This window comes from Kitasatospora sp. NPDC098663 (assembly GCF_044760075.1).
In the GTDB taxonomy this organism is placed as follows: Bacteria; Actinomycetota; Actinomycetes; order Streptomycetales; family Streptomycetaceae; genus Kitasatospora.
In genome coordinates this window covers 133,813-160,753 of record NZ_JBIWAP010000005.1, presented here as the reverse complement: position 1 = coordinate 160,753, position 26,941 = coordinate 133,813, and the positions used below count along the sequence as shown (strand labels likewise).

22 protein-coding genes, 1 pseudogene and 1 riboswitch are annotated in these 26,941 nt (G+C 73.5%); of the genes and pseudogenes, 7 read left to right on the top strand and 16 right to left on the bottom strand.

The window, feature by feature from the left end:
- Window positions 1-10: 10 nt before the first annotated feature.
- Window positions 11-1,120: a HoxN/HupN/NixA family nickel/cobalt transporter gene (locus tag ACIQVZ_RS07450; protein ID WP_331744167.1), complete on the bottom strand. Its 1,110-nt coding sequence runs from the start codon at window positions 1,118-1,120 to the stop codon at window positions 11-13.
- Between the two features lie 50 nt (window positions 1,121-1,170).
- A riboswitch (cobalamin riboswitch) is annotated at window positions 1,171-1,413 on the bottom strand.
- A 97-nt stretch (window positions 1,414-1,510) separates the two neighbouring features.
- Between ACIQVZ_RS07450 and ACIQVZ_RS07445 the strand changes: the two genes are divergently transcribed.
- A complete protein-coding gene (locus tag ACIQVZ_RS07445) occupies window positions 1,511-1,843 on the top strand; it encodes an ArsR/SmtB family transcription factor (RefSeq protein ID WP_402447897.1) in 333 nt (110 codons plus the stop codon).
- 112 nt (window positions 1,844-1,955) lie between these two features.
- Here the strand turns inward: ACIQVZ_RS07445 and ACIQVZ_RS07440 are convergent, their stop codons facing one another.
- Window positions 1,956-2,897, bottom strand: coding sequence for a nitrilase-related carbon-nitrogen hydrolase (locus ACIQVZ_RS07440; RefSeq protein ID WP_350876327.1), 942 nt, complete (start codon window positions 2,895-2,897; stop codon window positions 1,956-1,958).
- Window positions 2,898-3,075: 178 nt separating this feature from the next.
- On the opposite strand from ACIQVZ_RS07440, the gene ACIQVZ_RS07435 reads away from it, so the two are divergent.
- On the top strand, window positions 3,076-4,077 hold the full coding sequence (locus ACIQVZ_RS07435) for a LacI family DNA-binding transcriptional regulator (RefSeq protein WP_350875865.1): 1,002 nt from the start codon (window positions 3,076-3,078) through the stop codon (window positions 4,075-4,077).
- A 58-nt stretch (window positions 4,078-4,135) separates the two neighbouring features.
- On the opposite strand, the gene ACIQVZ_RS07430 is transcribed toward ACIQVZ_RS07435, so the two are convergent.
- A complete protein-coding gene (locus ACIQVZ_RS07430) occupies window positions 4,136-4,687 on the bottom strand; it encodes an adenylate kinase (RefSeq protein WP_402447895.1) in 552 nt (183 codons plus the stop codon).
- A gap of 185 nt (window positions 4,688-4,872) precedes the next feature.
- On the opposite strand from ACIQVZ_RS07430, the gene ACIQVZ_RS07425 reads away from it, so the two are divergent.
- The gene (locus ACIQVZ_RS07425) at window positions 4,873-6,165 is read left to right on the top strand and encodes a cytochrome P450 (RefSeq protein WP_402447893.1); all 1,293 of its coding nucleotides are present in this window, start codon (window positions 4,873-4,875) and stop codon (window positions 6,163-6,165) included.
- 61 nt (window positions 6,166-6,226) lie between these two features.
- On the opposite strand, the gene ACIQVZ_RS07420 is transcribed toward ACIQVZ_RS07425, so the two are convergent.
- Window positions 6,227-6,898: a hypothetical protein gene (locus ACIQVZ_RS07420; RefSeq protein ID WP_402447891.1), complete on the bottom strand. Its 672-nt coding sequence runs from the start codon at window positions 6,896-6,898 to the stop codon at window positions 6,227-6,229.
- A 258-nt stretch (window positions 6,899-7,156) separates the two neighbouring features.
- On the opposite strand from ACIQVZ_RS07420, the gene ACIQVZ_RS07415 reads away from it, so the two are divergent.
- From ACIQVZ_RS07415 to ACIQVZ_RS07405, 3 genes are read left to right on the top strand one after another with little or no spacing between them, the layout of a single operon-like run.
- Window positions 7,157-8,686 carry a leucyl aminopeptidase family protein gene (locus tag ACIQVZ_RS07415; protein WP_402447889.1) on the top strand — a complete coding sequence of 510 codons (1,530 nt, stop codon included), beginning with the start codon at window positions 7,157-7,159 and terminating at the stop codon, window positions 8,684-8,686.
- Window positions 8,683-10,383, top strand: a complete 1,701-nt coding sequence (locus tag ACIQVZ_RS07410; protein ID WP_350875876.1) for an AbgT family transporter — start codon at window positions 8,683-8,685, stop codon at window positions 10,381-10,383. The genes ACIQVZ_RS07415 and ACIQVZ_RS07410 overlap by 4 nt, the downstream gene beginning before the upstream one ends.
- Window positions 10,384-10,419: 36 nt before the next feature.
- Window positions 10,420-12,228: an SLC13 family permease gene (locus ACIQVZ_RS07405; RefSeq protein WP_402447887.1), complete on the top strand. Its 1,809-nt coding sequence runs from the start codon at window positions 10,420-10,422 to the stop codon at window positions 12,226-12,228.
- A gap of 35 nt (window positions 12,229-12,263) precedes the next feature.
- Here ACIQVZ_RS07405 and glsA read toward each other — a convergent pair whose 3' ends face one another.
- The 3 genes from glsA to ACIQVZ_RS07390 form a co-directional block, all read right to left on the bottom strand.
- Window positions 12,264-13,490: a glutaminase A gene (gene glsA / locus ACIQVZ_RS07400; protein ID WP_402447885.1), complete on the bottom strand. Its 1,227-nt coding sequence runs from the start codon at window positions 13,488-13,490 to the stop codon at window positions 12,264-12,266.
- Between the two features lie 76 nt (window positions 13,491-13,566).
- On the bottom strand, window positions 13,567-13,869 hold the full coding sequence (locus tag ACIQVZ_RS07395) for an SHOCT domain-containing protein (protein WP_350875883.1): 303 nt from the start codon (window positions 13,867-13,869) through the stop codon (window positions 13,567-13,569).
- A gap of 47 nt (window positions 13,870-13,916) precedes the next feature.
- Window positions 13,917-14,339, bottom strand: coding sequence for a DUF6325 family protein (locus ACIQVZ_RS07390; RefSeq protein ID WP_402447883.1), 423 nt, complete (start codon window positions 14,337-14,339; stop codon window positions 13,917-13,919).
- Window positions 14,340-14,703: 364 nt separating this feature from the next.
- Here ACIQVZ_RS07390 and ACIQVZ_RS07385 point away from each other — a divergent pair, with 364 nt between their 5' ends.
- Window positions 14,704-15,243 (top strand): hypothetical protein, encoded by a 540-nt coding sequence (locus tag ACIQVZ_RS07385; protein WP_350875887.1) that lies wholly within the window; start codon window positions 14,704-14,706, stop codon window positions 15,241-15,243.
- 75 nt (window positions 15,244-15,318) lie between these two features.
- Here ACIQVZ_RS07385 and ACIQVZ_RS07380 read toward each other — a convergent pair whose 3' ends face one another.
- From ACIQVZ_RS07380 to ACIQVZ_RS07340, 9 genes and pseudogenes are all read right to left on the bottom strand, one after another.
- Complete coding sequence (locus tag ACIQVZ_RS07380; RefSeq protein WP_402447881.1) at window positions 15,319-18,141, bottom strand: hypothetical protein; 2,823 nt, start codon at window positions 18,139-18,141, stop codon at window positions 15,319-15,321.
- A 615-nt stretch (window positions 18,142-18,756) separates the two neighbouring features.
- Window positions 18,757-18,879 (bottom strand): annotated as a pseudogene (locus tag ACIQVZ_RS07375) (LysR family transcriptional regulator); the annotation flags it as partial.
- Between the two features lie 123 nt (window positions 18,880-19,002).
- A complete protein-coding gene (locus ACIQVZ_RS07370; RefSeq protein ID WP_350875891.1) occupies window positions 19,003-20,301 on the bottom strand; it encodes an MFS transporter in 1,299 nt (432 codons plus the stop codon).
- Between the two features lie 133 nt (window positions 20,302-20,434).
- Window positions 20,435-21,715, bottom strand: coding sequence for an ATP-grasp domain-containing protein (locus ACIQVZ_RS07365; protein WP_402448072.1), 1,281 nt, complete (start codon window positions 21,713-21,715; stop codon window positions 20,435-20,437).
- Window positions 21,716-21,720: 5 nt separating this feature from the next.
- Entirely contained in the window at window positions 21,721-21,957 is a 237-nt protein-coding gene (locus tag ACIQVZ_RS07360) for an MbtH family protein (protein ID WP_350875895.1), read from the bottom strand.
- Window positions 21,954-22,688 (bottom strand): DUF6875 domain-containing protein, encoded by a 735-nt coding sequence (locus ACIQVZ_RS07355; RefSeq protein ID WP_402447878.1) that lies wholly within the window; start codon window positions 22,686-22,688, stop codon window positions 21,954-21,956. The genes ACIQVZ_RS07360 and ACIQVZ_RS07355 overlap by 4 nt, the downstream gene beginning before the upstream one ends.
- Complete coding sequence (locus tag ACIQVZ_RS07350; RefSeq protein ID WP_402447876.1) at window positions 22,685-24,538, bottom strand: non-ribosomal peptide synthetase; 1,854 nt, start codon at window positions 24,536-24,538, stop codon at window positions 22,685-22,687. The genes ACIQVZ_RS07355 and ACIQVZ_RS07350 overlap by 4 nt, the downstream gene beginning before the upstream one ends.
- A complete protein-coding gene (locus ACIQVZ_RS07345; RefSeq protein WP_402447874.1) occupies window positions 24,535-25,971 on the bottom strand; it encodes a cytochrome P450 in 1,437 nt (478 codons plus the stop codon). The genes ACIQVZ_RS07350 and ACIQVZ_RS07345 overlap by 4 nt, the downstream gene beginning before the upstream one ends.
- Before the next feature lie 2 nt (window positions 25,972-25,973).
- Window positions 25,974-26,873, bottom strand: coding sequence for a phytanoyl-CoA dioxygenase family protein (locus tag ACIQVZ_RS07340; protein ID WP_350875904.1), 900 nt, complete (start codon window positions 26,871-26,873; stop codon window positions 25,974-25,976).
- Between the last annotated feature and the right edge of the window lie 68 nt (window positions 26,874-26,941).

Here is a 26,941-nt window from a genome sequence, read left to right as displayed (position 1 = left end):
GGCGGGCGGGTCAGCCGGTCTTCTCGACGCGGGTGGCCCAGCGCTGCTCGACGTTGCTGAAGCGCCAGTAGGCGAGTGCGCAGGCCCAGACGACGACGAACATGCCGACGAGGATGTAGCCGACGTTGTCGAGGCTGATGTCGGCGATCCAGCCGGTGACCGGGTCGGTGAGGTCGAGCTTCTCGTGCAGCACGCCGACCAGTTCGATGGTGCCGATGACGAAGGCGACGGCGATGGACAGGCCGGTGATGGTGAGGTTGTAGTAGACCTTGCGGACCGGGTTGGAGAACGCCCAGTGGTAGGCGAAGTTCATGAAGGTGCCGTCGAGGGTGTCGAACAGGCTCATGCCGCAGGCGAAGAGCAACGGCAGGCAGATGATGGCGTACCAGGGCAGGCCGGAGGCGGCGCCGGAGCCGGCCATCACCATCAGGGCGACCTCGGTGGCGGTGTCGAAGCCGAGGCCGAAGAGCACGCCGACCGGGTACATCTGGCCGGGGCGGCGGATGGACTTGGTGAGCTTGCCGAGGATGCGGTTCATGAAGCCGCGCTCGTCGAGGTGCTTCTCCAGCTGCTTCTCGTCGAACTGGCCGGCCCGCATGGCCTTGTAGACCTTGTAGATGCCGGCCAGGGCGATCAGGTTGAGCGCGGCGATGAGGTAGAGGAAGGTGCCGGAGACGCTGGTGCCGATGACGCCGAGCCACTGGTGGGCGGTGGACTTGTCATCGACCAGGGTGCCGGCGATCTGGGCGCCGCCGGCGACCAGGGCGGCCATCGCCATGACGATGCTGGAGTGGCCGAGGGCGAACCAGAAGCCGACCGAGACCGGGCGCTGGCCGTCGGCCATCAGCTTGCGGGTGGTGTTGTCGATGGCGGCGATGTGGTCGGCGTCGAAGGCGTGCCGCATGCCGAGGGTGTAGGCGGTGATGCCGAGGCCGACGCCGAAGGCCTGGTTGCCGATCGTGTAGTGGTTGGGCGCGACGAGCAGGAACAGCATGCCGAAGGCGACCACGTGCATGGCGAGGATGACGCCGAGCAGGCTGGCGGTGCGGACGGTGTCCTGGCGCCGCCAGCGCGGGGGCAGGGGCAGGGCGGATGACGGGGTGTCGTCGGTGAGGGTCATGACGGGCGGCCTCTCCAGCTCCTCGATGGGGGCACCCCCGGTGAGGTCGGGGGAGTCGTGCGCGCCGTGGCCGGTCTCCTGACTGGGGGATGGACAGTTCTGCCCGCGTCCGGGCAGGGCTGAGCGCACCCCGCGGCTCGTCTTCCCGTGCGCCGTACGGCACCGGTGACTGCCCGCAGTGGCTGCGGGCGCGCCGGGGGCACTTCCCGTTCACAGTGGCGAGGGCCGCGCCGGATTGGGCCCCTGAGGAGCTGTCACCGGACTTCCCGAACACCACGGCGGGGAACACCGTAGGGGCTCGGACAGCCAGTCGACAAGGCTGCGCAGTTGCGCATATGTTGCAATAACGCAAAGTGCTGACAAAGCCGTGACGAGGGGGAAGGGCAGCACATGCCCGAGGCAATCGATGCCCGAGCGGTCCAGGCGGCCGCCGCTGCGGTGGCCGACCGTGACCGGCTGCGTTCCGTGGCCGAGCGGTTCGCGCTGCTGGCCGAGCCCGGAAGACTGGCCCTGCTGGCGGCGATGCACGCTGCCGGACCGATCCCGGTCTCCGACCTCGCCGGCGCCTGCGGCATCAGCCCGACCGCCGTCTCCCAGACCCTCCGCATCCTGAGGGCCTCCGGCGTGGTCTCGGCCGAGCGGGACGGGCGGGTGGTCCGGTACCGGCTTCGTGACCCGGGCATCGCCCGGCTCCTCGACGAGACCCTGCCGAGGCGCGCCTGAGCGCGAGCGCCCGCTGAGCGTGCTGTCCCGGTGAGGTCCGGTCGCCTGGTCGGTGGTGCCGAAGGGCCTCCCCGTCTCCCGGCCGGAACCGGGCCGGGGAGGCCGGGGGGCGTCAGCGCTGGGCGGTCAGGGGCGCGTAGGCGTCGGGGCGGCGGGTGGTGTTGAAGGGGAAGAGCTCGAGCCAGTCGTGGCGCTGGTCGAGGTCGAGGTCGGCGACCAGGACGGCGGCCTCGTCGCGCGGTGCCCGGGCGAGCACGCGGCCGTACGGGTCGACGATGAACGAGCTGCCGTAGAAGGTGAGTTCGCCCTCGGTGCCGATGCGGTTGGGGACGACCATGAAGGTGGCGTTGGCGATGGCGTTGCCGGTGATGACCTGCTGCCACAGCGGCTGGGTGTCGAAGCCGGGGTGGCCCGGCTCGGAGCCGATGGCGGTCGGGTAGACGAGCACGTCGGCGCCGGCGAGGGAGTAGGCGCGGGCGAGCTCGGGGAACCACTGGTCCCAGCAGGTTGGCAGGCCGACGGCGGCGTCGCCCACCTCGGCGAGGGGGAAGGCGTCCTCGCCGGCCGGGCCCTGGCGGAACCAGGTGTCCTCGTAGTAGCCCTCGGTCACGGGGATGTGCAGCTTGCGGGTGCGCTGCACCAGGGTGCCGTCGGGGGCGACGAGGATCGCGGTGTTGTAGCCGAGGCCGTCGGGGCCGTCCGGCCCGTCGGCCTTCTCGAAGAGCGAGGCGTGCACGTGGATGCCGTGCTCGCGGGCGGCGGCCGCGGCGAACGCGAAGGTCGGGCCGGTGCGCAGGTCCTCGGGCTCGACGGCCTGCGGGTGGTCGGACTGGCGCAGCACGGCGAAGTACGGGGAGAGCGTGAGCTCCTGGAGCGCGACGAGGGCGGCGCCCTGCTCGGCGGCGAGGCGGATTCCCTCCAGCAGGCCGGCCCGGTGCTGCTCGGGGTCCGCGTGCCAGCGCTGCTGGACGAGGGCGACCCGCAGGGCGGCGCGCCGGGGCGCGCGGGTGCGGGCCGGGGACGCGGGCGGGTTCAGGGCTGTGATCAGGCGCATGGCGGGTCCTCGGGTCATCTCGGGTCATGGTGCCGGAGCAGCGGCCGAAGCCGTGCCGGAACGTTCCGGCACGGGTGACCCTAAGCTGTGCCGGAACGTTCCGGCAAGGGGGTGCGAGGAGCCTCGCAGGCGCCCGGACCACGGGTGGCCGCCGGTACTGCGTCTAGACTTCCGGGCTGTGACCAGCCGATCCGTGACCCTGTTCGACGTGGCCCGGGCGGCCGGGGTGTCCAAGAGCACCGCCTCCGACGCCCTCCTCGGATCCGGCCGGGTGGCCGAGGCGACGCGCGAACGCGTCCAGGCCGCGGCCCGAGAGCTCGGCTACCGGCCGAACTCGGCGGCGCGCAGCCTGCGCCGCTCCAGCACCGGGGCGGTGGGCCTGTACCTGCCGCGCACGGCGACCCGCCTCGACTACTACATGAAGCTGGCGTTCGGCGCCGTCGAGCGGGCCCGCGAGGACGGCCTCGACGTGGTGCTGCTCGCCCCGGGAAAGGCGGCGGAGGGCGGGCTGGCCGCCCGGGTCGACGGGCTGATGGTCATCGACCCGGAGGTCGACGACCCGGCCGTGCCCGGTCTGCTGGCCGCCGGCGTACCCGTGGTCACCGGGGAGCGCTACCTCGGCGGGGGGGCCGCGCCCAGCGGATCGGTGGTGTGCGACAACGCCACCTCGCTCGCCGCCCTGCTGGACCACCTCGCGCAGCGCGGCGCACACCGCCCGGCACTGCTGGCCCCCGGCCCGGGATCCGACTGGGCGGCCGCCCTGCGGGCCGCCGCCGCCGACTGGACCGGGCGCCACGGTGTCGAGGTCGCCGTGCGAACCGTCCCGTTCGCGGCCACGCCGACCGAGGCCGAGGCCGCCACCACCGACCTGCTCGCCGGCACCCCGGGCCTGGACGCCGTGGTCTGCGCCCCCGACGGCGCGGTGCCCGGCGTGCTGGCAGCCGTGGCCCGGGCAGGCCTGCGGGCCGGAACCGAGGTGCTGGTGGCCGCCTGCGTCGACGGCGCCGCGGCACGCGGGTCGAGCCCGCAGGTGACGGCGGTGGACCTGCGCGCGGCGGAGTACGGCCGCGAATGCGCGGCCCTGCTCAGCGACCTGCTGTCGGGCGCGGCGGAACCGGGCGTGGTACGGACCCACGCCTGGGAACTCCACGTCCGGTCCTCCACCGCCGGCCGCGGCTGACACCGACCCGAACGGACACCGGCCGCGACCCCGGACGACGACCGGGCGCCCGCGCGGTTCACCCCCGGGCCCGGACAGGGGCCGGTTCCGGTGCCGGGCCGCCGACCGCCCGCAGCCACCTGCGCGCCGCGCGCGCCGAGGTCAGGTGGACCAGCGTCAGCCCGGGGTGGGCCGCGAGCCGGTCCGACGTGCGCCGGCGGTGGACGGAGTGCCTGGCCCAGGCCCAGCGCATCGGGTGTTCCGGGTCCAGCCAGTCGCGGAAGCGCTCACGGTTGCCGTTCCAGAGTTCGCGGCGGCTGAGCGCGCGGGCGAACGAGCGGCGCAGGACGCGGTACATGACGGTGGCCCGGGGCAGGTCGAGCCAGACGTAGGTGTCGGCCCGAGCAGTCAGCAGGTCACCGAGCAGCCGGGTGTACTGGTCCTCGACGACCCAGCGTGAGGTGCTCGCGAACGCCTCGACGTCGGAGCGGAACTCCGGGCGCGGAGTCCAGTTCGGCCCGTGGTGCAGGGCGTCCAGCTCGTACCGCGGCAGACCGAGCCGCTCGGCCAGCCGTCCGGCCATCGTCGTCTTGCCTGCCCCTGAGATCCCCGCGATCAGCACCCGTTCCACGACCGCCACCCTAGGCCGTGGCGGCGGCCCCGGAGGACGGCCGTCCTCGTGACGGCCGTCCTCGTCCCCGGGGCCGAGGGCGAATACGTTCGTTCGGGTGGATTGGTACCGATAACGGCAGGTGGGGCACGGCCCGGCCGCCATGATGCCGTCACGGAACGACCACCCGTTGGGAGCGCCTCACCATGACGACGCAAGGCCGGGCCACCACCGAGACCGGCGACGAACCACTGGACCTCGCCGATCAGGAGCTGGTCCGCGATCCGTTCACCTCCTACGCGCACATCCGCGAACGCGAGCAACTGGTGCGGGGCCGCGTACGAGGCGTCGACCCCATGTGGGTGGCCACCCGCCACGACGACATCCGCACGATCATGAGCGACCCCGACTTCACCATCGACGCCGCGACCGTCCCCGGCGCGCCGGTGGCCCACCGCACCGAACAGACCTGGCAGGCCCGCGGCATGTACGCGGGCCACGAGAAGTACCTGCGCGCCGGGATCTTCGACTCGGACGGCTCCGATCACCGCCGGCTGCGCGGCCTGGTCGCCGCCGCGTTCTCCCCGCGCCGCGTGGCCGCGCTGCGGCCCCGGATCGAAGCCATCGCCGCCGACCTGCTCGACCGCCTGCCGGACCACGCCGAGGACGGCGTCGTCGACCTGATCGAACACTTCGCCCGGCCGCTGCCCATCACCGTCATCTGCGAACTCATCGCCGTCCCCGAAGCCGACCGCGACCGCTGGCGGAGCCGCAGCGCCACCCTGGCCGCCGGCACCTGCGGCGAGGAACTGGGCGACGCGCTCGCCGGCATGGTCGCCGACGCCCACCTCCTCGTCGGCCTCCACACCGCCGACCCGGGCGACGACCTCATCTCCGAACTGCTCGCGCCCCACCACGACGACCGCCTGAGCACCGACGAACTCGTCTCGCTCATCACCAACCTGGTCGTCGCCGGGCACATCACCACCGTCAACCTCATCGCCAACAGCACCGAAGCGCTCCTCGCCCACCCCGACCAGCTCGCCCTGCTGCGCGAGGACCCCGCCCTCATGCCGCACGCCGTCGACGAACTCATGCGCTACTGCGGGCCCGTCGTGCGTGCGCTGCCCCGCTACGCCACCCGCGACACCACCGTCGGCGCCACCCCGGTGTGCGCCGGAGAAGCCGTCCTCCCGATCGTGTCCGCGGCCAACCGGGACCCGGCCGCCTTCGCCGACCCCGACCGCCTCGACCTCGGCCGCACCCGCCACAGCAAGGAGCCCCACCTCGGCTTCGGACACGGCGCGCACCGCTGCCTGGGCGCGCACCTCGCCCAGGAGGAGACCGCCGTAGCCCTGGCCGCGCTGTTCAGCCGGGTACCCGACCTGCAACTCGCCGTCGACCCGGAGCACCTGCAACGCGGCACCAACCCGCTCAACTGGCACTTGAAGACCCTCCCCGTACGCCTCCAACCCCCGACCCACACGGCGCCGCTCTAGCCGGTGCGGGTCGCGTCTGCCAGTGGACCTGGCCGACGCGACCTCGCTGACCGGCGACTTCTCAGCTGTCCTCCCGAACGGTGTGGTAACCCAGCGCGCGGGCCAACGCGGCGACGGTGTCGAAGTTCGCGGTGGGCGAGAGCGTGGAAACCGTCCGGCGGTCGAGCGGGGCGTCCGCCAGCACGGCCGCCACCGCCTCCCGGTCGACGGACCGCTCGTGGTAGTCCTCGGCGTAGTCCACGAACGCCTCCGTACCGTCGGCGGCGGTGAGTAGGTCGAACAGCCAGTCGGCGCCGTCCGTCTCGCCGTCGGCGAACTCGACCGGCCCGCACCGCCAGTCGGTGCCGCCCGTCTCGCGCCAGGCGCACACGGTCGCGTCGAAGAAGCCTTCGAGCTGGAACTCCGGCGCCCGCGCGTAGTGCGCGAGCGGGCCGGGCAGGCCGTCGAGCAGGCCGGGCCAGTGCGCGCGGTCCTCCTCCCGCCACGGGGTGGCGTCGCTCTCGTGGTCGAACCCGTAGAGGAACACCCCGGCCGGGTCGAAGACGATCGCGTACTGGTCACCGGAACCGTTGTCCATGCACGCCAGATCGACGCCCGGACGCCATTCGGCCACGTACGAGTGGTCGGGTGCGTAGGGGGCGGAGACGATCGAGTCCAGCAGCGCCAGCGCCCGGCAGCGGGCGCGCAGCTCGTCGGGCCCGGGCAGGGCGGCCAGCAGGTGGTGAACAGTCATGGCGCACACTCAACAGCACGCCACCGACACTCCCGGTCCGCCCGCGCGCGGGGGCCGGGGCGCCGGGCGTTCGTGCGTTTGGGGGGCACAGTGCGTGGCGTGTCGTGGAAGCGCCCTGACCGTGCGTCTTACTGGGGAGCGGCTGCTGGGACCGGCGGCCTCTGACCGCCGCCCCCAGCAGAGGAGAGCACAGTGGCGCAGAGCAAGGCAGCCCTCGATCTCATCCCTTCGTGGAGCCACGCTCCGAGGGTTGACGTCGTGCCGGCCCGGGATTCGGAGGCGGTGCGGGATGCGGAGGCGGTGGGGCTGCCGGTGGTCCAAGGGGCGGTGGCGGTGCCGGCGTGGATCGGGCTGGGCCCGGCGGCCGTGGAGGCCGCCGGGATGACGGGGGCGGCGGGCCGGGTGCTGCTGGTGCCCCGGGAGGAGGGGCCGGACGTCGTGCTCTACGGGACGGGGCCGGAGGGCGCGGCAGGTCCCGATGTGCTGAGGGACGCCGGGGCGGCCGTGGCGCTCGCGGTGCCGGGCCGTTCGCGGCTGGCCGTCGTGGTGCCGTCCGGGGCGGGTGCGACGCCGGCGGAGGCGGCGCAGGCGTTGGTGGAGGGGGTGCTGCTGGCCCGTTACGCATTCGATCCGCTCAAGCGCGAGCCGTCCGGCACGGCGCTGGACGTCGTCACGGTCGTGGCGGATGCGGATGCGGATGCGGATGCGGATGCGGACTCGCGCGGGGCCGTCGAGCGGGGCGTGGAGCGCGGGGTGTGGCTGGCCCGCGCGACGATGCTGGCCCGGGACCTGGCCAGCGCGCCGCCCAGCCTGCTGACCGCGCCGGACCTGGCCGAGGTCGCGGTGCGGCTCGGCGCGCAGTGCGGCCTGAAGGTGGAGGTGTTCGGGCAACGGGAGCTGGAGGAACTGGGCTGCGGCGGCCTGCTGGGTGTGAACCGGGGCGGCGTGGACGAAGCCCGCATGATCAAGCTCACCTACCTGCCCTCCGGCGCCGGTGACGGGACGCCCCGGCTGGCCCTGGTGGGCAAGGGCATCACCTACGACTCCGGGGGCATCAGCCTCAAGCCCGCCGACGCCGTGCACGCGACGATGAAGAACGACATGTCCGGTGCCGGGGCGATCCTGGCGGCCCTGTGCGTCCTGGCCGGGCTCGGCTGCCGGACGGCCGTGACGGGCTACCTGATGTGCACGGACAACATGCCCTCGGGCTCGGCGCTCAAGCTGGGCGACGTGCTGTGGATGCGCGGCGGCACGAGCGTGGAGGTGGTCAACGCCGACGCGGAGGGCCGCCTGGTCATGGCGGACGCCCTGGTCCTGGCCGGCGAGGAGCCGGGGGACGCGATCGTGGACATCGCCACCCTGACCGGCGCGTGTCTGCGGGCGCTCGGCGCCGAGACCGCGGGCGTGTTCGGCAACGCCCAGCCGCTGGTCGACCAGGTCCTGGACGCCGCCGCCCGCACCGGCGAGCCGGCCTGGCAGCTGCCGCTGTCGCGGCGCTACCGGCCGGAGCTGGACTCGGAGGTGGCGGACCTGAAGAACATGGGCGGCCCCAACGGCGGGGCGATCCATGCCGCGCTGTTCCTGGAGGAGTTCGTCGCCGGCCGACCCTGGGCGCACATCGACATCGCCGGGCCGGCCCAGAACGACAAGCCGAGCGGCTGGCGCACCAAGGGCTGCACCGGCTTCGGCGCGCGCCTGCTCGCAGAGCTCGCGCTGGCCTTCACCCCTCCGTCGACGGCCGCGCGGACCGACTCCACCCGCTCGATCAGTGAGGAGGCCGGCCGGTGAGCGCCCTCGCCCACGCCCAGGCCGACGGCCCGCAGGACAAGAGCGCCACCGCCTCCGGGAGCGGGAAGTCCGGTGGCGGTTCGGGGCGCGTCCTGGACGCCATCGAGAAGATCGGGAACAAGGTCCCGCACCCGGCCATCATCTTCCTGCTGCTGTGCGTCCTGGTGATCGTGCTGTCGGCGGTCCTGGCCGCGTTCGACGTCCACGTCACCAGCGAGACGGTCAAGTCCGTTCCCTACCCGGCGACGCAGGTCCACGAGGGCGGCACCGAGTACCCGGGCACCCACCTGCCGCCGGAGTCGACGTACACCCACCGCTACGAGACCGTCGTCGAGACGACGAAGGTCGAGAGCCTGCTGTCCGGTGACGGCGTCCGGTTCCTGTTCACCTCCGCGGCGCACAACTTCAACGACTTCGGCGTCGTCGCGGTCATCCTCGTCATCATGGTCGGCGTCGGGCTCGCGGAGGAGGCCGGACTGATCGCGGCCCTGATCCGACGCCTGGTCAGGATCTCGCCACCGGAGACCCTGACCGCGATCATCGTCTTCGCCGGCATCCTGTCCAGCATCGCCTCCGATGCCGGCTACCTCGTCCTCATCCCGCTGGGCGCGGTCGCCTTCATCAGCGCCGGACGCCACCCGCTCGCCGGGATCGCCGCGGCCTTCGGCGGGGTGAGCGCGGCCTTCAGCGTCAACCTGCTCATCGCCCCGATCGACGGCATCATGACCGAGATCACCAACCAGGCGATCAGGCTCGTCAACCCCGGGCAGTCCCTCAACCTGACCGCGAACTACTACTTCGCGATCGGCTCCACGCTGTTCCTCACCATCGTCATCACCTTCATCACCGAACGCATCATCGAACCCCGCCTGGGCCCCTGGCAGCCGGGGGACGCCGCCGCCGTCGCGGACAGCGAGGAGCCCTCCGTCGACACGGCGGCCGAGGCCCGGGGGCTGCGCTACACCGGCCTCTCGCTGATCGCGCTCGTGCTGGCCGTCACGCTGCTCGCGTTCATCCCCGGCGCGCCGCTGCGCAACCCGGAGACGGGGAGCCTGTTCGAGGACTCGCCGTTCATGGACGGCCTGATCGTCATCATCATGATCGCGTTCCTGGTGATGGGCCTGGCCTTCGGCGCGGGCGCGAAGACCCTGCGCGGCAGCGCCGCCGCGATGGACGCGATCACCAAGACCTTCGCCGGGCTCGGCGGCCTGATCTTCCTGCTGCTGATCATCGCCCAGTTCATCTCGTACTTCAATTACAGCAATATCGCCACGGTGGTCGCCGTGCAGCTCGCCGACCAGCTGGAGAGCGCGAACATCGGCCCGATCTGGCTCCTGATCGCCTTCATCCTGCTGACCTACGTCATCAACCTGATCATCCCGGGGATCATCCCCAAGTGGGCGATCTTCGCGCCGATCTTCGTGCCCCTGTTCATCCGCCTCGGCGTCGCGCCGCAGACCGTGCTGGCCGCCTACCGGGTCGGCGACTCCCCGACGAACGTCGTCACCCCGCTGATGGTCTACCTGCCGTTCATCGTCCTGCAGTGCCAGAAGTTCAGGAAGCAGGCCGGTGTCGGCACCGTCATCTCCCTGATGCTCCCCTACACGGTCGTCGTGGCGGTGGCCTGGCTGCTGTTCTTCGTCGCGTGGTACGCCATCGGCATCCCGATGGGGCCGGGCGCACCCGTCAGCCAGTGAACCGGCACCTGTCCCTCCCACCAGCAGGGTGAGACGGTGAGCGACGCCGTCCTGTGCCTGCTCGTGCTGGCCGTGGTCATCGCCCTGTTCGTGTGGAACCGGTTGCCCGTCGAGCTCGTCGCGCTCGGCTCAGCCCTGCTGCTGCCGGCCGTCGGGCTGCTGCCCGTCGACCGGGTCTTCGCCGGGTTCGGCGATCCGGTGGTCGCCCTCATCGCGGCCCTCTTCGTGGTCAGCACCGCCCTGCAGGCCACGGGCGTCACGACCTGGGCAGGCCGGGCACTGGCGGCGCTCGCCGGCACCGGCGAGCGCCGCCTGCTCGTCCTCACCATGCTCGCGTCCGCCCTGCTCACGGCCCTGATCACGGTCAACGGCGCCGTCGCGGCCCTGCTGCCGATGACCGTGCTGCTCGCCGTCCGCCACCGTCTGCCCGTCTCCAGGCTCGCGATGCCGCTGGCCTTCGCCGCGCACGCCGGCTCGCTGCTGCTCCTCATCGGGTCACCCATCAACGTGATCGTCTCCGAGAGTGCGGCAGCGGCCGGTGCCAGGCCCTTCGGGTTCTTCGAGTTCGCGGTGGTGGGACTCCCGGTGCTGGCCGGCACCGTCGCCATCTGCGCCTTCCTCGGACGGGCCCTGCTGCCCGCCCGCACACCCGACGCCCTCCCGGCCGACCTGAGCCGGCACGCCCGCACCCTGATCGACCACTACGCGCTGACCCGGGACTCGGCCGCCCGGCAGGTTCCGCAGGGCTCGGACGCGATCGGCGCGTCGGTCGAGCAGCTGGCCGCCACGGCCCAGGACGGGGTGCTGGTGCTCGGAGCCATGACCGCCGACGGCCATGACCCACGGGGCACCGGGCCCCTCGCCGCCGGGGACATCGTCATCCTCCGGGGCACCCCGGCCGCCATCGACGGTTTCAGCGACCGCCACCGTCTGGAGCCCCTGCCCCCGCCGTTGGACGACCACCTCGCGAGCGTCCTCCTGGACCAGCACACGGGCCTGCTCGAACTCGTCGTCAGCCCGCGTTCCTCCTTCACGGGCATGACCGCCTTCGCCGGTATGACCGACAGCACCGGCGACCTGGCCGTCCTCGCCGTCCACCGCCAGGACCGACCCGTAGGCCCCCAGCCCCTGACGCTCGCTCCGGGCGACCACCTGCTGCTCCGCGGCCGGTGGGACGAACTCGAGCGGGCCGGCGCCCGCCCCGGTGTGCTGGCCGTCGACCAGCCCTCCGCCATCCGCGGCCAGGCCGCCCCGCCGGGGCGCGCGGCCGTGCGCGCCCTCGCCGTGCTCGGCGGGATGATCGCCCTGCTCGCCTCCGGCGCCACGCCGCCGGCCGTCGCCGCGACCCTCGCGGCGCTGCTCCTGGTCGCCCTTCGCGTGGTGCGCGTCGACCAGGCCTACGGCGGCATCTCCTGGACCACCCTGGTCATCGTCGGCGGCATGTTCCCGCTCTCCGAGGCCATGCAGTCCTCCGGGGCGGCGGAGAAGGTCGCCCACCTCGTCGTCACCGCGGCCTCCGGCAACGGCCGGCTGCTGCTGGTCGCGGTGTTCGTCCTCACCGCCGTACTGGGCCAGTTCATCAGCAACATGGCGACCGCGCTGATCGTCGCCCCGATCGCCGTCAACGCCGCCCGCGATGCCGGGGTCTGCGTCCTGCCCGTCCTGATGTGCGTCGCGGTCCCCGCGGCGGCGGCCCTGCTCACGCCGGTGGCCACCGCCGCGAACCTCATGGTCATGAGCCCCGGCGGTTACCGGTTCGGTGACTACTGGCGGCTCGGCCTGCCGGTCCTGGCCTGGTACCTCGTCGTCGCCACGACCGTGGTTCCCCTGGTCTGGCCGCTGTGAACGGAGCCGGCCGCCGTGATCGGGCTCGTGGACGGTTACTCGGCCGGGGTGTCATGCCGGTCCGCGGACGGGCCGCGGACCAGGCCCGCGGGGTCGACGAAGCGCACCGTCGTCCGGGCCCGGAGGCCGGCGGCGCAGTCGGCCAGCAGCCTGCGGGCGATCGGGCGCACGGCGGTGACGTGGGAGAGGTCGACCGTGACCAGCGGGCGGGGCTGGTCGCGGGCCAGGCGACGGACGCGGTGGACGATCTCCTCGGCGGCGGCGAAACCGAGGTCGCCCAACAGCTCCAGGTGGTGCGCGCCGTGGTCGGTGCGCACCGCCTGGAGCGGTGAGCGCGCGCGCTCGGTGTGCCGCAGGACGTGCAGGCCCAGTTCGGCGGACAGCTCCCGCAGGACGGCGCTCGCGCGGACGCTGTTGCCCTGAGGGTCCAGCGGGGGACTGAACACGCCGACGCCGAACTGGCCGGGGCTCACGGCGCAGACCCCTCCGCCGACACCGCTCTTGGCCGGCAGGCCCACCCTCAGCATCCATTCGCCGCTGTGGTCGTACATGCCGCAGGTGGCCATGACCGACAGCGTCGCGCTCGCCGCGTCGGCGTCCACGACGCGGCGACCGGTCACCGGGTTGCGTCCGCCGTTGGCCAGGGTGGCGCCCATGACGGCCAGGTCGACGGCGGTGACCTCGACCGCGCACTGGCGGAAGTAGACGTCGCAGGCCTGCTCGGCCGGGCGCTCCAGCACGCCCTGGGAGAGGGTGAGGTAGGCCAGCGCCCGGTTGCGGTCCCCGGTGGCGGCCTCGGACCGGTAGACGTCCTCGTCGACCGTCAGCCGGCGGCCGGCGAAGCCCGACAGGGTGTCGCGGATCCGTTCGAACGCGGCCTCGCCGTCGCCGCCGATCAGCGCGGTCGTCACGATCGCCCCGGCGTTGATCAGCGGGTTCGCCGGGCGCCCGGTGCCCGCCTCCAGGCTGATCGCGTTGAACGGCTCGCCGCTCGGTTCGAACCCGACCCTCCTGGCCACCTCCGCCAGGCCCAGCTCCGACAGGGCCAGCGAGTACACGAAGGGCTTCGAGACCGACTGGATCGTGAAGGCGGCCGACGCGTCACCGGCCTGATAGGCGTGGCCCTGGACGCTGACCATGGCGAGGCCGAAGGCGTGCGGGTCGGCGCGGGCGAGTTCGGGGATGTAGCGGGCGACGTCACCGGCGGTGTCGGCGCGGTGCCGTTCGACGAGTTCGGCGAGCACCGCCGTCACGGGCTCCATCACCGCACCACGGCGGCGGAGCGCGCGGGCCCGGTCGGGCCCCGCCCCCGTGCGGGCGCCGTCCGGCGGAGGGGGTTCACGAGGTGAGCAGGCGTTGCTTGGCCGCCGTGAACTCGTCGTCGGTCAGCATCCCGCTCTGCCGCAGTTCGACGAGGCGTTCGAGCCGGGCGAGCGTCGGGTCGTCCGAGGCGGTGCCCGGTGCGGCCTGAGGCGCGGGTGGGGGAGAGGGCGGGGCCGGGGCCGCCTGCGCGGTGGCCTGCTGGTGCCGGGCGGCGACCCTGCTCGACACGGACGTGGCGGTCCCGGCGATGACGGCGGTGCGGGCGGCGGTGCCGATGAGCCCCGGGCGCCCGCCGCGCGACAGACGGCGGCCGATCATGACAGCCTCCTTCTCGGAGTCCGGCTCCCCTTGTGGAGCCCGGTCCTTCAGAGCCCGATCGCGGCGAGGTCGGCCGCCACCACGGTGTGCGGCACGTGCTCGCGCGTGACCAGGATCCCGTCCGCGTCGTCGATTGCCCGCAGCAGCGGCGCGGCCCAGCGGTGCTCCCAGACGATGATCGCCGCCGAGCACCCCGCCGGGATCTCGTCGCAGATGCTGGCCAGGTCCTCGTCGCTCAGCAGGCCCATGATCTCGCCGTCCAGCTCGGCGAACCCGGCGGCTTCGTCGCTGTCCAGGGCATCGAGTTCGAGCACGCGGACCGCCCCCTGCTCATCCCTCTTGATGAAGGTGAGGTCGAGGATGCGGATGATCCCCTCGGAGGTCAGGCGCTTGAGCTCCGGCAGGATCGCCCCCCGGAACCGGTTGCCCGGGAAGGCCATGACGGCGTATTCGACCGGCCCGACGTCCATGGCGTCACGCCCCTTCCGCGTCGCGTTCCGCCCGTACCCTCATCCTCCGCCGGGCCCGGCGCCGCCGCGACCGCGCGGACGGCTCACCCGTACTGATGACGTACCGAGGGTGCGCTGTTGACCAGTGGAGTCGCATCGCCGGGGGCCGGGCCACCGCCCCGGCGATCCGCCGTACCACCGGGACCTGCGGAAAGCCGCCGCGGACGGGTGAGCACGGGCGGGCGGCCGGGGCGTGGGCGAGGGGCGGGAACGGGCGCCCGGCCGCGACGGCGAGCGGTACCGTCGGGCGGGTGACCCTACCGGCCGGAGAACCCTGCGTCCGGACCTGCCGCGCACCCGCCGCGGCCGTGTGAGAAGGAGTCCCGTGTCATCGCCTTGTGACCCCCGATACGCCGCCGTCGGCGATGTGAGCACCGCGCTCATGATGATCGACTCCCGGCTCAAGGCCGTCTACGACGGCAGGACCGGGACGGACCCCGAACAGCAGCGGCTGGTCGACGAGTTCGCCGCATCCGTGGGCCCCGAAGAGTTCAACGAGCTGCTGGACGGCGCGTGCACGCTCATCTACCTGTTCATGAACTGGCTGCGGTCGGCCTGCGAGGAGCACGACAAGGACGTCATCGAACACGTGGTGCCCACTCTCGTCGCCACGATGCGGATGATGCCCAGGACCTTCCGCCCCGAGGTCATCCCCACCATGGCCGGCCTGGTGATCGCCGCGGGCAGCGGCCTGAGCCCCAACCTGTGGCGCGCGCAGTACGGACCCTGGACCGACGCCGAGATGAACCCGCTGGAAGCCACGGCCACCCTGCTCGCGGAGCACGTCAACCGGGTGTCCGGCGACGACCACGACTTCGCCACCCGCCTGATCACCGACGCCCTGTCCAAGCTGGACCAGGACTGACGCGCCACCGCGTGCCCTCGACCAAGGGGTCGGGGGCCGGCCCTCCGGTGATCGAGGGGAGCCGCCGTCGCGGTGTCACGGCTGCTCCCCCGCCCGCAGTTCGGTGGCGATCTGGCGTCGGCCGGCGACCAGCGTCTCCAGCACCACCCCGAGGCCGACCAGCAGGGCCAGGCCCGCGGTGGGCAGCAGCACCGGCATCAGCGCGGGGGTGACGACCTCCCCGACCCGGGCACCGACCAGGGTCGAGATGTCGAGCGCGCCGCCCAGCAGGGCCACCGCCGCCACCGCGACCAGCCCGCCGCCGACGGCGGCTGCCAGGGTCTGCGGCAGCGCCTCGGCGACGATCAGCGCCAGCCCCTGGCGGGGCCGCAGGCCCATGGTGCGCAGCCGGGCGAGCACGGCCGTGCGGTCGGGCGCGGCCCGGAACAGCGTCAGCAGCACCGCGAGCAGGGCGAACCCGGCGCCGGCGGCACCCGAGTACCAGAACAGCCGCCCGGCGGCGTGCTGCAGCGGGTCGTCGCCGAGCTCGGCGACGGTCTCCCGGCTGCTGTGCACCGTGTATCCCGCGGGCAGGCCGCGGACAGCCTTGCCGACGGCCGCGGCGTCGTCCGCGATCATCTTGGCCAGGCCGGTCGGCTGGACCCCGCCGTTGTCCCGCAGCGCCGCCCTGACTCCTTCGGGGTCGATCCCGCCGACGGCGAACCACTGGTTCACCCGCTTGGCGTCCGGCAGCCGCTCCCAGGCGGGGCCGGCGGGAACGACGGCGAACGGCTTGCCCGGGTCCGGCAGGGCGGGGGTGGCGCCGACGGTCCCGGCGACGGCGAGGCGCAGGTCGTTGCCGTTGGGCGTGCGCACCTGGGACGAGCCTGCGGCCAGGCGCTCGGCCAGGTCGCGGCTGACCAGCGCGGGCACCGGGGTGTCCCGGCCGCCGGCCGCCCCGGCCAGCTTCGCCGGATCGAACTCGCCGGCCCCGAGGGTCCGGGCGATCTCGGCGTACGCCGCCGGATCGACCACCATGATCAGGTAGGCCTCGGTGTAGCGCTGGTCGGCGCCGACGACGCGGGCGTTGGGCTCGACCCAGACCGCGGTCGAGGCCCGCACGCCCGGCAGGGCGTCGGCGGCCTTGGTGAACGGCTCGGACAGGGTGGCGTAGCCCGGGAGGGAGACGCCGATGTCCCCGCCCGTGGCGATGCGCGCGGCGCGGGTCCGGGCGTGATCGACGGTGTCGAGCACGGTGGCGCCGAAGCCGGTCGTGGTGACGGCGATCACCAGGGCGAGCAGCGGCAGCGCGGAGGGCCGGCGGCGGCCCGAGTTGTCGCGGGCGACGCGGGCCAGGCCGAGGAAGCCGATCAGGCCGCGGCCCCGGCCGACGAGGGCGGCCAGCCGGCCGACCACCACCGGCTCGATCCGGGCGAGCAGCAGGCCGCCGGTGACGGCGAGCAGGAGCGGGGCGGCCACCAGCAGTGGATCCAGCCCGGAGCCGGTGCCGACGCCCCGGTGCCGGACCTCTGCCACGGCCGCGGCGGTGACCGCGAGGACGGCGAGTTCGCCGACCAGCCGGCGTCGGCCGCCGGCCGGCCGCCGGCGCGCCCACAGCAGGGCCGCGCGGGCCGGGAAGGCCAGCAGCGCGATCAGGGCCGCGGCCAGGGCCGCCAGCACCGAGCGGTCCCAGCGGGGGGTGGGCAGCAGCACCAGGGCGAGGGCCGTTCCGAGCACGGCGGCCGGCAGGACGGTGACCGCGCCCTCGGCGACCAGCCGTCGCAGCACCCCGGCACGGGAGCCGCCGCGGGCCTGGAGCAGCCTGATCTCGGCGGTGCGCCGGTCGGTGGTGAGGGCGGCGGCCAGGAACAGCACCACGGCGGCGACGCCCGCGACGGCGGCCGGGCCGATCGTGCTGAGCGGCAGCGAGGCCTGGTAGCGGTCGTCCGCCCGGCTGAGGATCTCGGGAAGGCCCGAGGAGGTGTGCAGGTCGGGACGCCCGGTCGCGGCGGCCAGGGCGGTGGCGTCGCGCCCGGTCAGGAAGGAGTTGAGGATGCCGCGGGTGCGGTCGAGCCGGTCGGCGTGCAGCGAGGCGGCGTCGACGGGCAGCCGCCAGAAGTTCTCGGCGTTCGAACCCCAGCGGGCCATCGCGGGCAGGCTGTCGCCGTCGACGAATCCGCTGGTCATCCAGTGCTCGTGCTCGGGCTCGGCCCTCAGACAGGCGCGGGCCGGGCAGCCGAGCTCCTCCCAGAACGGGTCCTGGGGGTCGTTGACCTGGTAGAGGCCGACCACCACGGTGGTCCGCTTGGCGCCCGAACCCTCGGTGCCGTTGTCGATGACGTCACCGAGCTTGATGTGGATGCTCTCGGCGGCCTTCTTGCTGATCACGATCGGCAGTGGACCGCCGACGGCGCCGGGGGTCGGCCAGGTGCCGTCGGTGAGGGTGGCCCGGGCGGCCAGGTCGTGCAGGTAGAGCAGGCCGAGGACCGGGTCGGTCCTCCTTTCCGCGAACCGGTCGTACTCCGGATTGCCCATGCCGCGGTCGCCCAGGGCGCGGGCACCGTAGGCCTGGCCCGGCTGGGCCAGCGTCAGCTGCCGGCCGACCAGCTCGGTGAGCTGCCGCTGCACCCGGTCGAGTTCGGCGGCCTTGTCGCCGTCCTGCGTCTTGGACGTGGTCTGCAGGCTGGTCTGGTTGAAGCCCCTCTGGCCGACGAAGTCCTGGAGCGCCGTGTCCGCACCCCGGTCCGCGATGCGGGGGAAGGCCGCCGCCAGGAAGACGGCGGCGAACGCCAGGGCCGCCATGAGCAGCGCGGCCAGCGGGTTCGCCCGCAGCCTGGTGTGGACCCAGCGTGCGGGGCGGTGGGCGGTCCCGGGGCTGGGCGCGGTGGTGGGTACGGTGGTGCCGGTCCGGGGGGTCACATCTCCTCCACGTGGCGCGGCCGGGTGGCCACGTCCCGACGGCGGTGATCCGGTCCAGGCGCATCTCGGCCGCGGACGGACACCCGCGGGCGCACCGGCGCGGTGATCACCGACATTCGGTCGCCGGATAGCGGACGATGCTGTCAGATTCGCTCCGGGAACGGAAGGGATTCGGGCGAATCAAGTAAGCAGGGGGAAAATGCCATGCGCACTTCATAATTCCGGTATTGCCGCACTCCGCCGACCAGGGAAATTCCTCTCCCGAATCTTCTGCTCGGGATCGTGAACCCGTGAGCCGCCGCATCCGTTGGCCCGGGCGGCCACCGGCTCGACGGTGGCCGTGACCGCACCCGTTCCGGAGGAGGTTCGACAACGATGTGCTGGCGCACTGTCCGAGAAATCCGGGGTTGCGGCCGGAAAGCGCGGCCATTCGAGATCACCGGCCTGGGCGGATTCCCGGTGTGCCGATCGCAGGCATGAGCCCAGGCGGCGGAGCGAGGAAAGGCTCGGACCAGGTCTCCTGGCGCAGGAGTTCGATCAGGGTCGTTTCCGCCGGGCCCGCAGCGTGGCGGACCACGGCGATGACGGGCCGGCAGACGGGCGGGGACACCGGGCGCGCTCCAGGGCGCGGATCTGCTGGGACACCGACGGCTGGGCGACGTGCGGCAGCTCCGCCGCGGCCGTCACCGAACCCTCCTCGGCAACGGCCAGGGCGTACTCGAACTGACGAAGACTCATCGACTCCCGTCCCCTCCCGGCGTCGTCCTCGGGCGCACGAGGCGGAGCCTTGTCGAGGGCGTGTCCCAGGGTATGCGCTGGTCGAGGAGACGCCGGTCGCCGACCGCCACCGGCGGGCGGGGCCTATAAGACGAGGGGATCCGGGTCCTTGGCCGCCGGATGGTCCTCCGAGGCCGTGGTGCTCAGCGCGCGGGCCTCGCGGTCGAGGGCGAGGTGGAGGCCGACGGCCAGCATGGGAATCGCGGCCAGCACGAACGCCCACTGTATGTCCCAGCCGACCAGCAGGCCCATGGCCGCGATGGAGAGCGGCTCCAGCGTGGCCCGGGGCAGTTCCATCACGCTGCTGACCCGGCCCAGCACGTCCGTCGGGGTCCTGGTCTGGATGAACGTCGGCAGCGCGACGTCGCTGGAGTACGCGACGCCGATCCCCAGCAGGGTGAGCACCACCGCCGCGCTCCACACGCTGGGAAGGAAGCCCAGCAGCACGAAGGCGGTCCCCTCGCAGAGCGTCATCCCGATGATGAGCAGTCCCCAGCGGCGCGGCAGCCCGGTGAAGACCGCGCCGATGGTGCCGATCAGCTGCCCCAGCCCCCAGGCGGACAGCAGGACGCCCAGCGCGAGCGAGCCCTGGGGGAAGGTCTTGGCCAGCGCGGGCAGCCCCACGCTGAAGAGGCCGCTGTAGCTGAGGGCCGCCGCGCCGATCAGCAGGAGGACGGTGCGGATCTCCCGGCTGCGTCCGGCGTAGCGGAGCCCTTCGACGATCTCCCGGCGGATCGCCGTGAACGACTTGGCGCCCTCCTCGGCCTCGCCCGCCTGGTCGGAAGTCTGGTCGCCCGCCTGGTCGGCCGGTTGTCTGCGGGGTGCGCCGAAGACCGTCAGGGCGGCGAAGAAGAAGGTGAAGGCATTGAGCAGGATGGTGGTCGACGTCCCCACCGCGGCCACGAGGGCGCCGCCCAGGATCGGCCCCAGCAGCCGGGCCCCCTGTTCTCCGAAGCCGACGAGCGCGTTGCCCCGGGCGAGGTGCTCGGGCGGCAGGAGGGAGGGGATGATGCTGCCGGCGGCCGGCCAGAAGAACGCCTCGGCGATGCCGGTGAGCGCGCCGAGGGCGTAGAGGTGCCACGTGCTCACGTGGTCCGTCAGGGCGATCAGCCCCAGTGTGGCGACGGCGAGCCCCCTGAGCGTGTGGGAGCAGAACATGACGGCGCGCGGGGAGAGCCGGTCGGTCACCGCGCCGCCCACCAGCATCAGCACGCCCCGGGGGACGGCCTGGACGAGCAGGATCGTGGCCAGTGTGGTCGTCGATCCGGTCTCGTTCAGGATCAGCCAGATGAAGGCGACCTCGAAGCTGTAGTCCCCCACCAGGGAGACGGTCTCGCCCAGCCACACCCGCCGGAAGGGCCGGTGTTTCAGTGGCTGTCGCACCTTGTCGAGCATCGACTACCTCTCTGCTTTTCCACTGTTCCACGATGAGGGACTGCGGGACACTGCGGGGCACCTGCTCTTCGACGCTCTCGGTGGGGCGCGCGCGGCCGGTCTGTGGTGGGGAGCGTTCTCTTCACTGGGGTGCGAACTCCAGGTGGAATCTGTCATGGACGGACGTGATGAGCCGGAGCAGCTCGTCATGGGTGGCGACGGCGCCCCGGACGAACGCCAGGCGCTGCGCGGGGTGGCGCCAGTCGACGGGCTGCCCCGGGGCCGTCGCCACGTCGACCTCGCCGACGCCGGGCAGGGCCCGCACGGCGTCGGCGCCGTCGATCGCCCGGACGGTGCCGACCGTGCGCGGTGGCACGATGAAGTACTCGAAGGTCACCGCCGCCGGCCGGGGGGCCGTGACGGGCTCGACGGTGCGCTCCAGGGCCAACGCGAAGGCGAGGGCGAGCAGATCGATGCCCAGCGCCCGGTCTAGCAGGCCCACGGCACGCCCGCCGACGCGGCCGTTGACCTCGATGACGCGGGGGCCGTCCGGGGTGAGCTTCACCTCCGTGTGGGTCACCCCGGTCGTCACGCCGAGGGCCCGGACCGCGGCCGCCGCGAGTTCGGCGACGTCCTTCTCCACGGCGGCCGTGAGCGTGGCGGGCAGGAACAGTCCGGTCTCCCGCAGCGGGTCGGCCAGGGCGAACTTGCCGGTGACGCAGAGGGTCGTGACCTCGGTGTGCTGCACGACGGCCTCGACGGAGACGTAGTCCCCCCAGTCCGGTCCGGCCACCGCTGGGTCCCCGGGCAGGTATCTCTCCACGACGAAGTCGCGCGGGCCGCCGCCCGGGCCGGCCGGCTCGTCACCGTCACCGGGCCCAGGCTCGGGGGCGAGGCCGACGTCGGCCAGGGCGCGCCGCTGCTGCTCCGCGTCCGCCAGCCGTACGGTGTCCTGGCTGCCCGCCCCGGTACGGGGTTTGAGCACCACGGGGTAGCCCAGGCGGGCCACGGCGGCGTCGACCTCGGCGGCGGAGCGCACCACGACGCTCGGGGTGTGGTCGACCCCCGCCGCCGCGAACGCCGCGCGCTGGTCGGCCTTGTCGGTGAGCAGCCGGACGGTGTCCGGCCGGTGGTAGGGCAGGCCGAGGGCCTCGGCGAGCCGCGCGGTGCCGGCGAGGCAGTACTCGCTGAAGGTGACGATGCCCACCGGGCCGTGCCCGCGCAGCAGTTCGGCGGCGGGGGTGTCGTGTCCGCTGATCTCGCAGACGCGTGCCCGCCGGCGCATCCCCGCGAGCAGCGGCGCCACGCCCGGTACGGCCGGGTCGCAGACGAAGACCACGTCGCACAGGCCGCGGGCGGCGCCGAGGATCTCGGCCGGCCCCGCCGACCCCCTGCCGTAGACGACGGCGACCGTGGGAAGCATGTCGGTCACGGGGACTCCGGGGAGCCGGCCGGGCCCGCGGGGGCCGGTGCGGCGGGGGCCGCCGCGCGCCGGGCGGACTTCGGGGTCATGTCGTCCCACTCCTCCTCGATCCTGCGCAGGCAGCCCTCGCGGGACGCCGGCTCTCCCACCGTCCGCCACCCCTGGGGGACGTCGTGGTAGGTGGGCCAGATCGAGTACTGCTCCTCGTGGTTGACGACGACGTGGTACTGGTCCTCGGTCACGGCGCGTCGTTCTCCTTTGCCTTCGGGGCGAGCTCGGGCAGGCCGTGACGTTCCACAGCGGTCGTGTACAACTCCCGCAGGAGCGGGTCGCGTACGCGGCCCCGTTCGTAGTGGGCGCGGAAGTTCTGATCGTAAATCCTGAACCAGGCGCGGTGCTTGTACAAGAAGAGCACATCGTGGGGCGCCATCCGGCGGATCGCGAACAGGCCGACGGGGGCCACGGAGACGGGGAAGAGCGGGTTGCGCACGGCCCGTTCGTCGCAGTGCGGGTGGAACTGACCGACCATCAGCCCGTGGGCGACCGCGTTGTTCTTCAGGCCTTCGTACGCCTCGTCGAGGACCCGCCAGCCCTCCGGCCCGGTGGCCGGCAGCACCACGATGCGGCAGTCGAGGGAGGCTCCGGTGTGGGTGCGGCTGCGCTCGGTGCCGAGGGCGAACGTGGACATCTCCGCCTCCAGGGCCTCGCGCAGGTGCCGTTCGTCCTTCCCGGTGATGTCGTAGCGGAAGCTGAACTGGGCGTCCTTGCCGGTGAGGGCGGGTGGGATGAAGGGGCAGACCGGCCCGGTGCGGCCGATCTCGTCGTGGGGCCGGCTGATGTACTGGCGCAGCCAGGTGTGGACCCGGGCGAAGTCCCGGGCGTGCCGGGCGGGTGACTGGGGTTCGATCACCCGGATCCACAGGCCGTCCATTCTGGCCAGATCATTGTCCTGATCCTGCATCACCTGCGTCATGCGACGGTCTCCTGGGCTCGGTCGCCGGGGGGTGCCGGGGTGGCGCTCGGGGCGGTCAGCCGGCACAGATCGGCGTACGTGGGAGCGGCGTAGAGCTGGGCGAAGTCGAGGGTCGGTCCGAGCTGGGTGCGCACCTGTTCGACCAGGCGCATCAGCCCCAGGGAGGTGCCGCCGTCGGCGAAGAAGTCGGAGTCGGGCAGCGGGTGGTGCCCCGTCTGGGCCTCCCAGGCCGCGGCGAGTGCGGGATGGCCCGGGGCGGCGGTGCCGTGTGTCCGGGCGGCGGTGCCGTCCGAGTCGTGCGTCCGGGCGTCCGCGTCGTGCGTGTCGTCCGTGTCGTCCGTGTCGTCCGCGAGGCGGGCGAGGGCGGCGCGGTCCACCTTCCCGGTGGGCCCCAGCGGAAGGGCGTCGACCGCGATGATCCGCTCGGCCACCAGATGGCGCGGTGCCCGCTGCCACGCGCCCCGGCGCACCGCGTCGGTGTCGACGGACGCGGGCGTGAGGAAGGCGGTCAGGACGGCGCCGTCGGGCCCGGTGCCGGCGAGGACCACGGCGTCGTCGACGGCGGGGTCGGCGGCGAGGACCGCCGCCGCCTCCGCCGGATCGGTGCGGAAGCCCCTGACCTTCACCTCGTCGTCGGCGCGCCCGAGGAAGTCCAGGGCGCCGTCGGGGAGGTGCCGTACGCGGTCACCGGTGCGGTACATGCGGGCACCGGGCCGCGCGGAGAAGGGGTCGGGCACGAACCGCGCGGCGGTCGCGGCGGGGTCGTGCAGGTAGCCGCGGGCGAGCCGGGGGCCGCCGAGGTAGAGCTCGCCCACCGCGCCCGGAGCGACGGGCCGCAGCCGTTCGTCGAGGACGTGGCACGTCGTACCCGCGATGGCGGAGCCGATCGGGAACGCGGCGGAGTGCTCGCGGTCCCACGCGGCGGCGTCCCCCAGGGTGCTGAAGGTGGTGTTCTCGGTCGGGCCGTAGCCGTTGACCAGCCGGGTGGCGGGGTGGGCGGCGGTGAAGGAGCGCGCGGTGCCGGCCGGGACGGTGTCACCGCCGGTGACGAGGGTGCGCAGGGTGCCCAGCGCCGGGCCGTGGTGGCTGGCCATGAGGCGGAAGAGCGGGGCCGTCAGCCAGGCCGTGGTGATCTGCGGCCGGGCCAGCAGGGCGGCCAGTTCGTGGAGCGCGAGGGGGTGGTGGTCGGCCGCCGTGATCCGGGCCCCGGCCAGCAGCGGGGACCAGATCTCGAACGTGGACGCGTCGAAGGCGAGGGTGGAGTGCAGGAGCACGCCGTCGCCGGGGCCCAGCCGCAGGGACTCCGCCCCGAGCGCCAGCCCGGTGACCCCCCGGTGGGTGACGCCCACGGCCTTGGGGGCTCCCGTGGTGCCGGAGGTGAACATGACGTAGGCCAGGTCGTCGGGGCCGGCCGGTGCGGACGGCACCGCCGTGCCGGTCCGCTCCGCGAGGAGGGAGGCGATGTCGTGCACGGGGACTCCCAGGTCCGCCACGGTCGCGCTGTCGGCGCCGTCGTCGGCGTGCAGGGCCAGGGCCGCCCGGGCCGTGCCGGCCATGAGCCGGACGCGGTCCGCCGGGTACCGGGGGTCCACCGGCACGTAGCAGCCGCCCGCCATCAGGACGGCCAGCATGGCGAGGACGGTCCGGTGGTCGCCGTGCCCGACGATCAGCACGGCGGTACCGGAGTCGACGCCCTTCGCCCGGAGCGACGCCGCCGCGGTGCGCGCCCGCGTCAGGAGCTCCCCGTAGCGGATCTCGCCGTACCGGTCGGCCAGCGCCACGCGCTCGGGGAACGCCTCGGCGACGGCGGTGAAGCACTGCTCGATCCGGGCGTGCGGCGCGGTCGTCATCGTGCCCCCGAGGGGTGCTTGCGGGCGCTGCCGAGGCCGGTGGTCGCAGGGGCGGTGCCGGTGCCGCGGTCGGTGCCGGTGTCGGTGCCGCGGTCGGGTTCGGGGTCGGTGTCGGTGTCGGGGTGCGGGGTGAACACGGCGCGCGGGCTGGGGTCCGGCGTCAGGGCGATGGCCGGTCGGAGCCCGGTCGCGGCCCGGTCGCCCAGCAGGGTGAACCGGCCGTGCGCGAGGATCGTCGCCGTGGCGAGCTGCGCCTCCAGCAGCGAGAACTGCCGCCCCAGGCACTGGTGGGGGCCCGCCCCGAAGGGGAAGTACTGCTGGACGGGCGGGCGCCGGCCCAGGAAGCGCTCCGGGCGGAACTCCTCGGGCGCCTCCCACAGGGCCGGGGCGCGGTGGATGGCGTAGGTGCTGGCCAGGACGAGGTCGCCGGGCTCCAGCCGTACGCCGGCCGCTTCGACGGGGGTGTCGATGCGGCGGAAGAGCGCCCACGCGGGCGGGTGCAGCCGCAGGGACTCCTCGACCACCGCCAGGGTGTACGGCAAGGCCCCCTGGGGGATCGACGGCGCGGCGCGCAGGGCGCCGAGGTCGGTGGAGCGGACCTCGTCGAGGGCGCGGGCCAGGGCCGGGGGCGAGCCGGCCAGGTTGTGGAAGGTCCAGGTGAGCAGGGTGCCCATGGTCTCCACGCCGGCCACGAAGATCGACATCAGTTCCTCGCGCAGCACGTCCTCGGGACGGTCGCCGAGCGTGTCCCCCCGCTGCTGCAGGGCGGCGACGAGCGACGGCAGGACCCCGTCGGCCGTGGCCGCCGCGGGCACCTGGGCCGCCCGGTGCGCGATGAACTCCTCCAGCACCGCCCTGTCCCGGGCGAACGCCTCGCCGTCCGCGTCGGTGACGGTCTCCGGGGCGAACAGCCGCCGGTCCAGGTAGTGGACGGCCGTGTCCACCGTCGAGGCCAGGGAGGCCAGTTCGGCGCCGGTCAGCTCCGGGTCCACGAGCCGGAGGATGATCTCGATGCTCAGCTGCTGGAGGGTGTGTCCGAGGTCGAACTCGCGGCCCGCCGCGGGCAGCAGCCGGCGGCGCACGAAGTCCTCCGCGCTCTCCAGCACCAGGGTGTGCAACTCCGCCACGGCCCGGGCCGAGAACATCGGGCGCAGCAGGGCGCGGCGGTGGCGCCACTGCTCCCCGGAGGCGACCACGAACAGTCCGCTGCCCACCAGGTCGCGCAGCAGCCCGCGGTGGTTGCGGGTGCCGTGGGCGAGGGCCGCGGCGGCGACGGCGGGCTCCGCCGCGACGATCAGCCGCGTGCCGTCGTCCAGCGGGACGGCGCTGACCGTGCCCTCGTCGCGCAGCCGTGTCATCAGCCCCAGGGGGTCGCTGCCGAGCTCCTGGTCGAACTCCTCGTAGCCGACCGGACTCACGGTGATCCTCGCCATGGCTAGCCCCGCCCCTCGGCGGACTTCTCCGCGTCCTCCGCGAGCGTGATGATCTGCTGGGAGTGGTCGTTCATCGTCCAGCCCTCGGCGGTGCGCACGGAGGTGCGCTGCTGCTCCGTGTAGCCCCTGCCCCGGTCGTGGAAGTGCCAGGCGAACGGGGGGCGGAGCAGCCGGCGTTCGACCGGGGTCCACTCCTCGCCCGGGAGGTCCTCGGGCACGGGCGCGGGAGCGGTGTGCTGCACCATGCCCGCGGTGTAGCGGCAGAAGACGACCCGGCGTTCGAAGTCGGCGGCCCAGGGCCAGCTGCCGTGGGTGGCGGTGTCCGCGAAGAGGACCACCGAGCCGGCCCTGACCGGGACGCGGGAGACCCAGTCGCCGACCTTCTGCCAGGTCTGGAAGTCCTCCGGGATCTCGAAGGCCGACTTGTGGCTGCCGGGGACCACCGCGAATCCGCCCTGGTCGGCGAGGGCGTCGGTGAGGCAGAACGCGACGATCAGGTGTCCGCCGTAGATCCGGCCGTCGCGGACCTGGTAGGTCAGCGGCGGGTACTCCCACGGGGTGTTGCCGTTGTGCAGGATCAGCGCTCCGGCGCCCTTGCGCGCGTACAGCACCTGGCCCTCGTCGTAGCGCAGGTCGGGGCCGAGCACCTCCTCCAGGTGCGGCAGCACCTTCTGGTGGCTGATCAGGTCGCGTACCGGGCGGGGGGTGGTGTGGAGCGGACCGGCGTTGGCGATGAACGGGTTGTACCGCTTGAGCAGCGGGTAGTCGAGCTTGTTCTCGCCGTCCCACAGGCCGTGGCCGTCGAGGGCGGCGTTGACGGAGGCGAGTTCCCGTGCGGAGAGGATGTCCTCCAGGACCAGGTAGCCGCGCAGGTCGAACAGGTACTTCTGCTCTTCGTCCATGACTTTTCCCCTTGTGTCGGAGAGCGGGCGGTCGGGGTGCGGGTACGACGGGCGTACCGCGCGGGAGG

Excerpts from the sequence above, each read along its gene's own strand:
- ACIQVZ_RS07390 (WP_402447883.1), bottom strand. The coding sequence starts at position 14,339 with ATGGACGTCGGGCCGGTCGAATACGCCGTCATGGCCTTCCCGGGCAAC.
- ACIQVZ_RS07350 (WP_402447876.1), bottom strand. The coding sequence starts at position 24,538 with ATGACGACCGCGCCGCACGCCCGGATCGAGCAGTGCTTCACCGCCGTC.
- ACIQVZ_RS07395 (WP_350875883.1), bottom strand. The coding sequence starts at position 13,869 with ATGATCGGCCGCCGTCTGTCGCGCGGCGGGCGCCCGGGGCTCATCGGC.
- ACIQVZ_RS07440 (WP_350876327.1), bottom strand. The coding sequence starts at position 2,897 with ATGCGCCTGATCACAGCCCTGAACCCGCCCGCGTCCCCGGCCCGCACC.
- ACIQVZ_RS07450 (WP_331744167.1), bottom strand. The coding sequence starts at position 1,120 with ATGACCCTCACCGACGACACCCCGTCATCCGCCCTGCCCCTGCCCCCG.
- ACIQVZ_RS07445 (WP_402447897.1), top strand. The coding sequence starts at position 1,511 with ATGCCCGAGGCAATCGATGCCCGAGCGGTCCAGGCGGCCGCCGCTGCG.
- ACIQVZ_RS07340 (WP_350875904.1), bottom strand. The coding sequence starts at position 26,873 with ATGGACGAAGAGCAGAAGTACCTGTTCGACCTGCGCGGCTACCTGGTC.
- ACIQVZ_RS07345 (WP_402447874.1), bottom strand. The coding sequence starts at position 25,971 with ATGGCGAGGATCACCGTGAGTCCGGTCGGCTACGAGGAGTTCGACCAG.
- ACIQVZ_RS07365 (WP_402448072.1), bottom strand. The coding sequence starts at position 21,715 with ATGCTTCCCACGGTCGCCGTCGTCTACGGCAGGGGGTCGGCGGGGCCG.
- ACIQVZ_RS07420 (WP_402447891.1), bottom strand. The coding sequence starts at position 6,898 with ATGACTGTTCACCACCTGCTGGCCGCCCTGCCCGGGCCCGACGAGCTG.
- glsA (WP_402447885.1), bottom strand. The coding sequence starts at position 13,490 with ATGGAGCCCGTGACGGCGGTGCTCGCCGAACTCGTCGAACGGCACCGC.
- ACIQVZ_RS07425 (WP_402447893.1), top strand. The coding sequence starts at position 4,873 with ATGACGACGCAAGGCCGGGCCACCACCGAGACCGGCGACGAACCACTG.
- ACIQVZ_RS07355 (WP_402447878.1), bottom strand. The coding sequence starts at position 22,688 with ATGACGCAGGTGATGCAGGATCAGGACAATGATCTGGCCAGAATGGAC.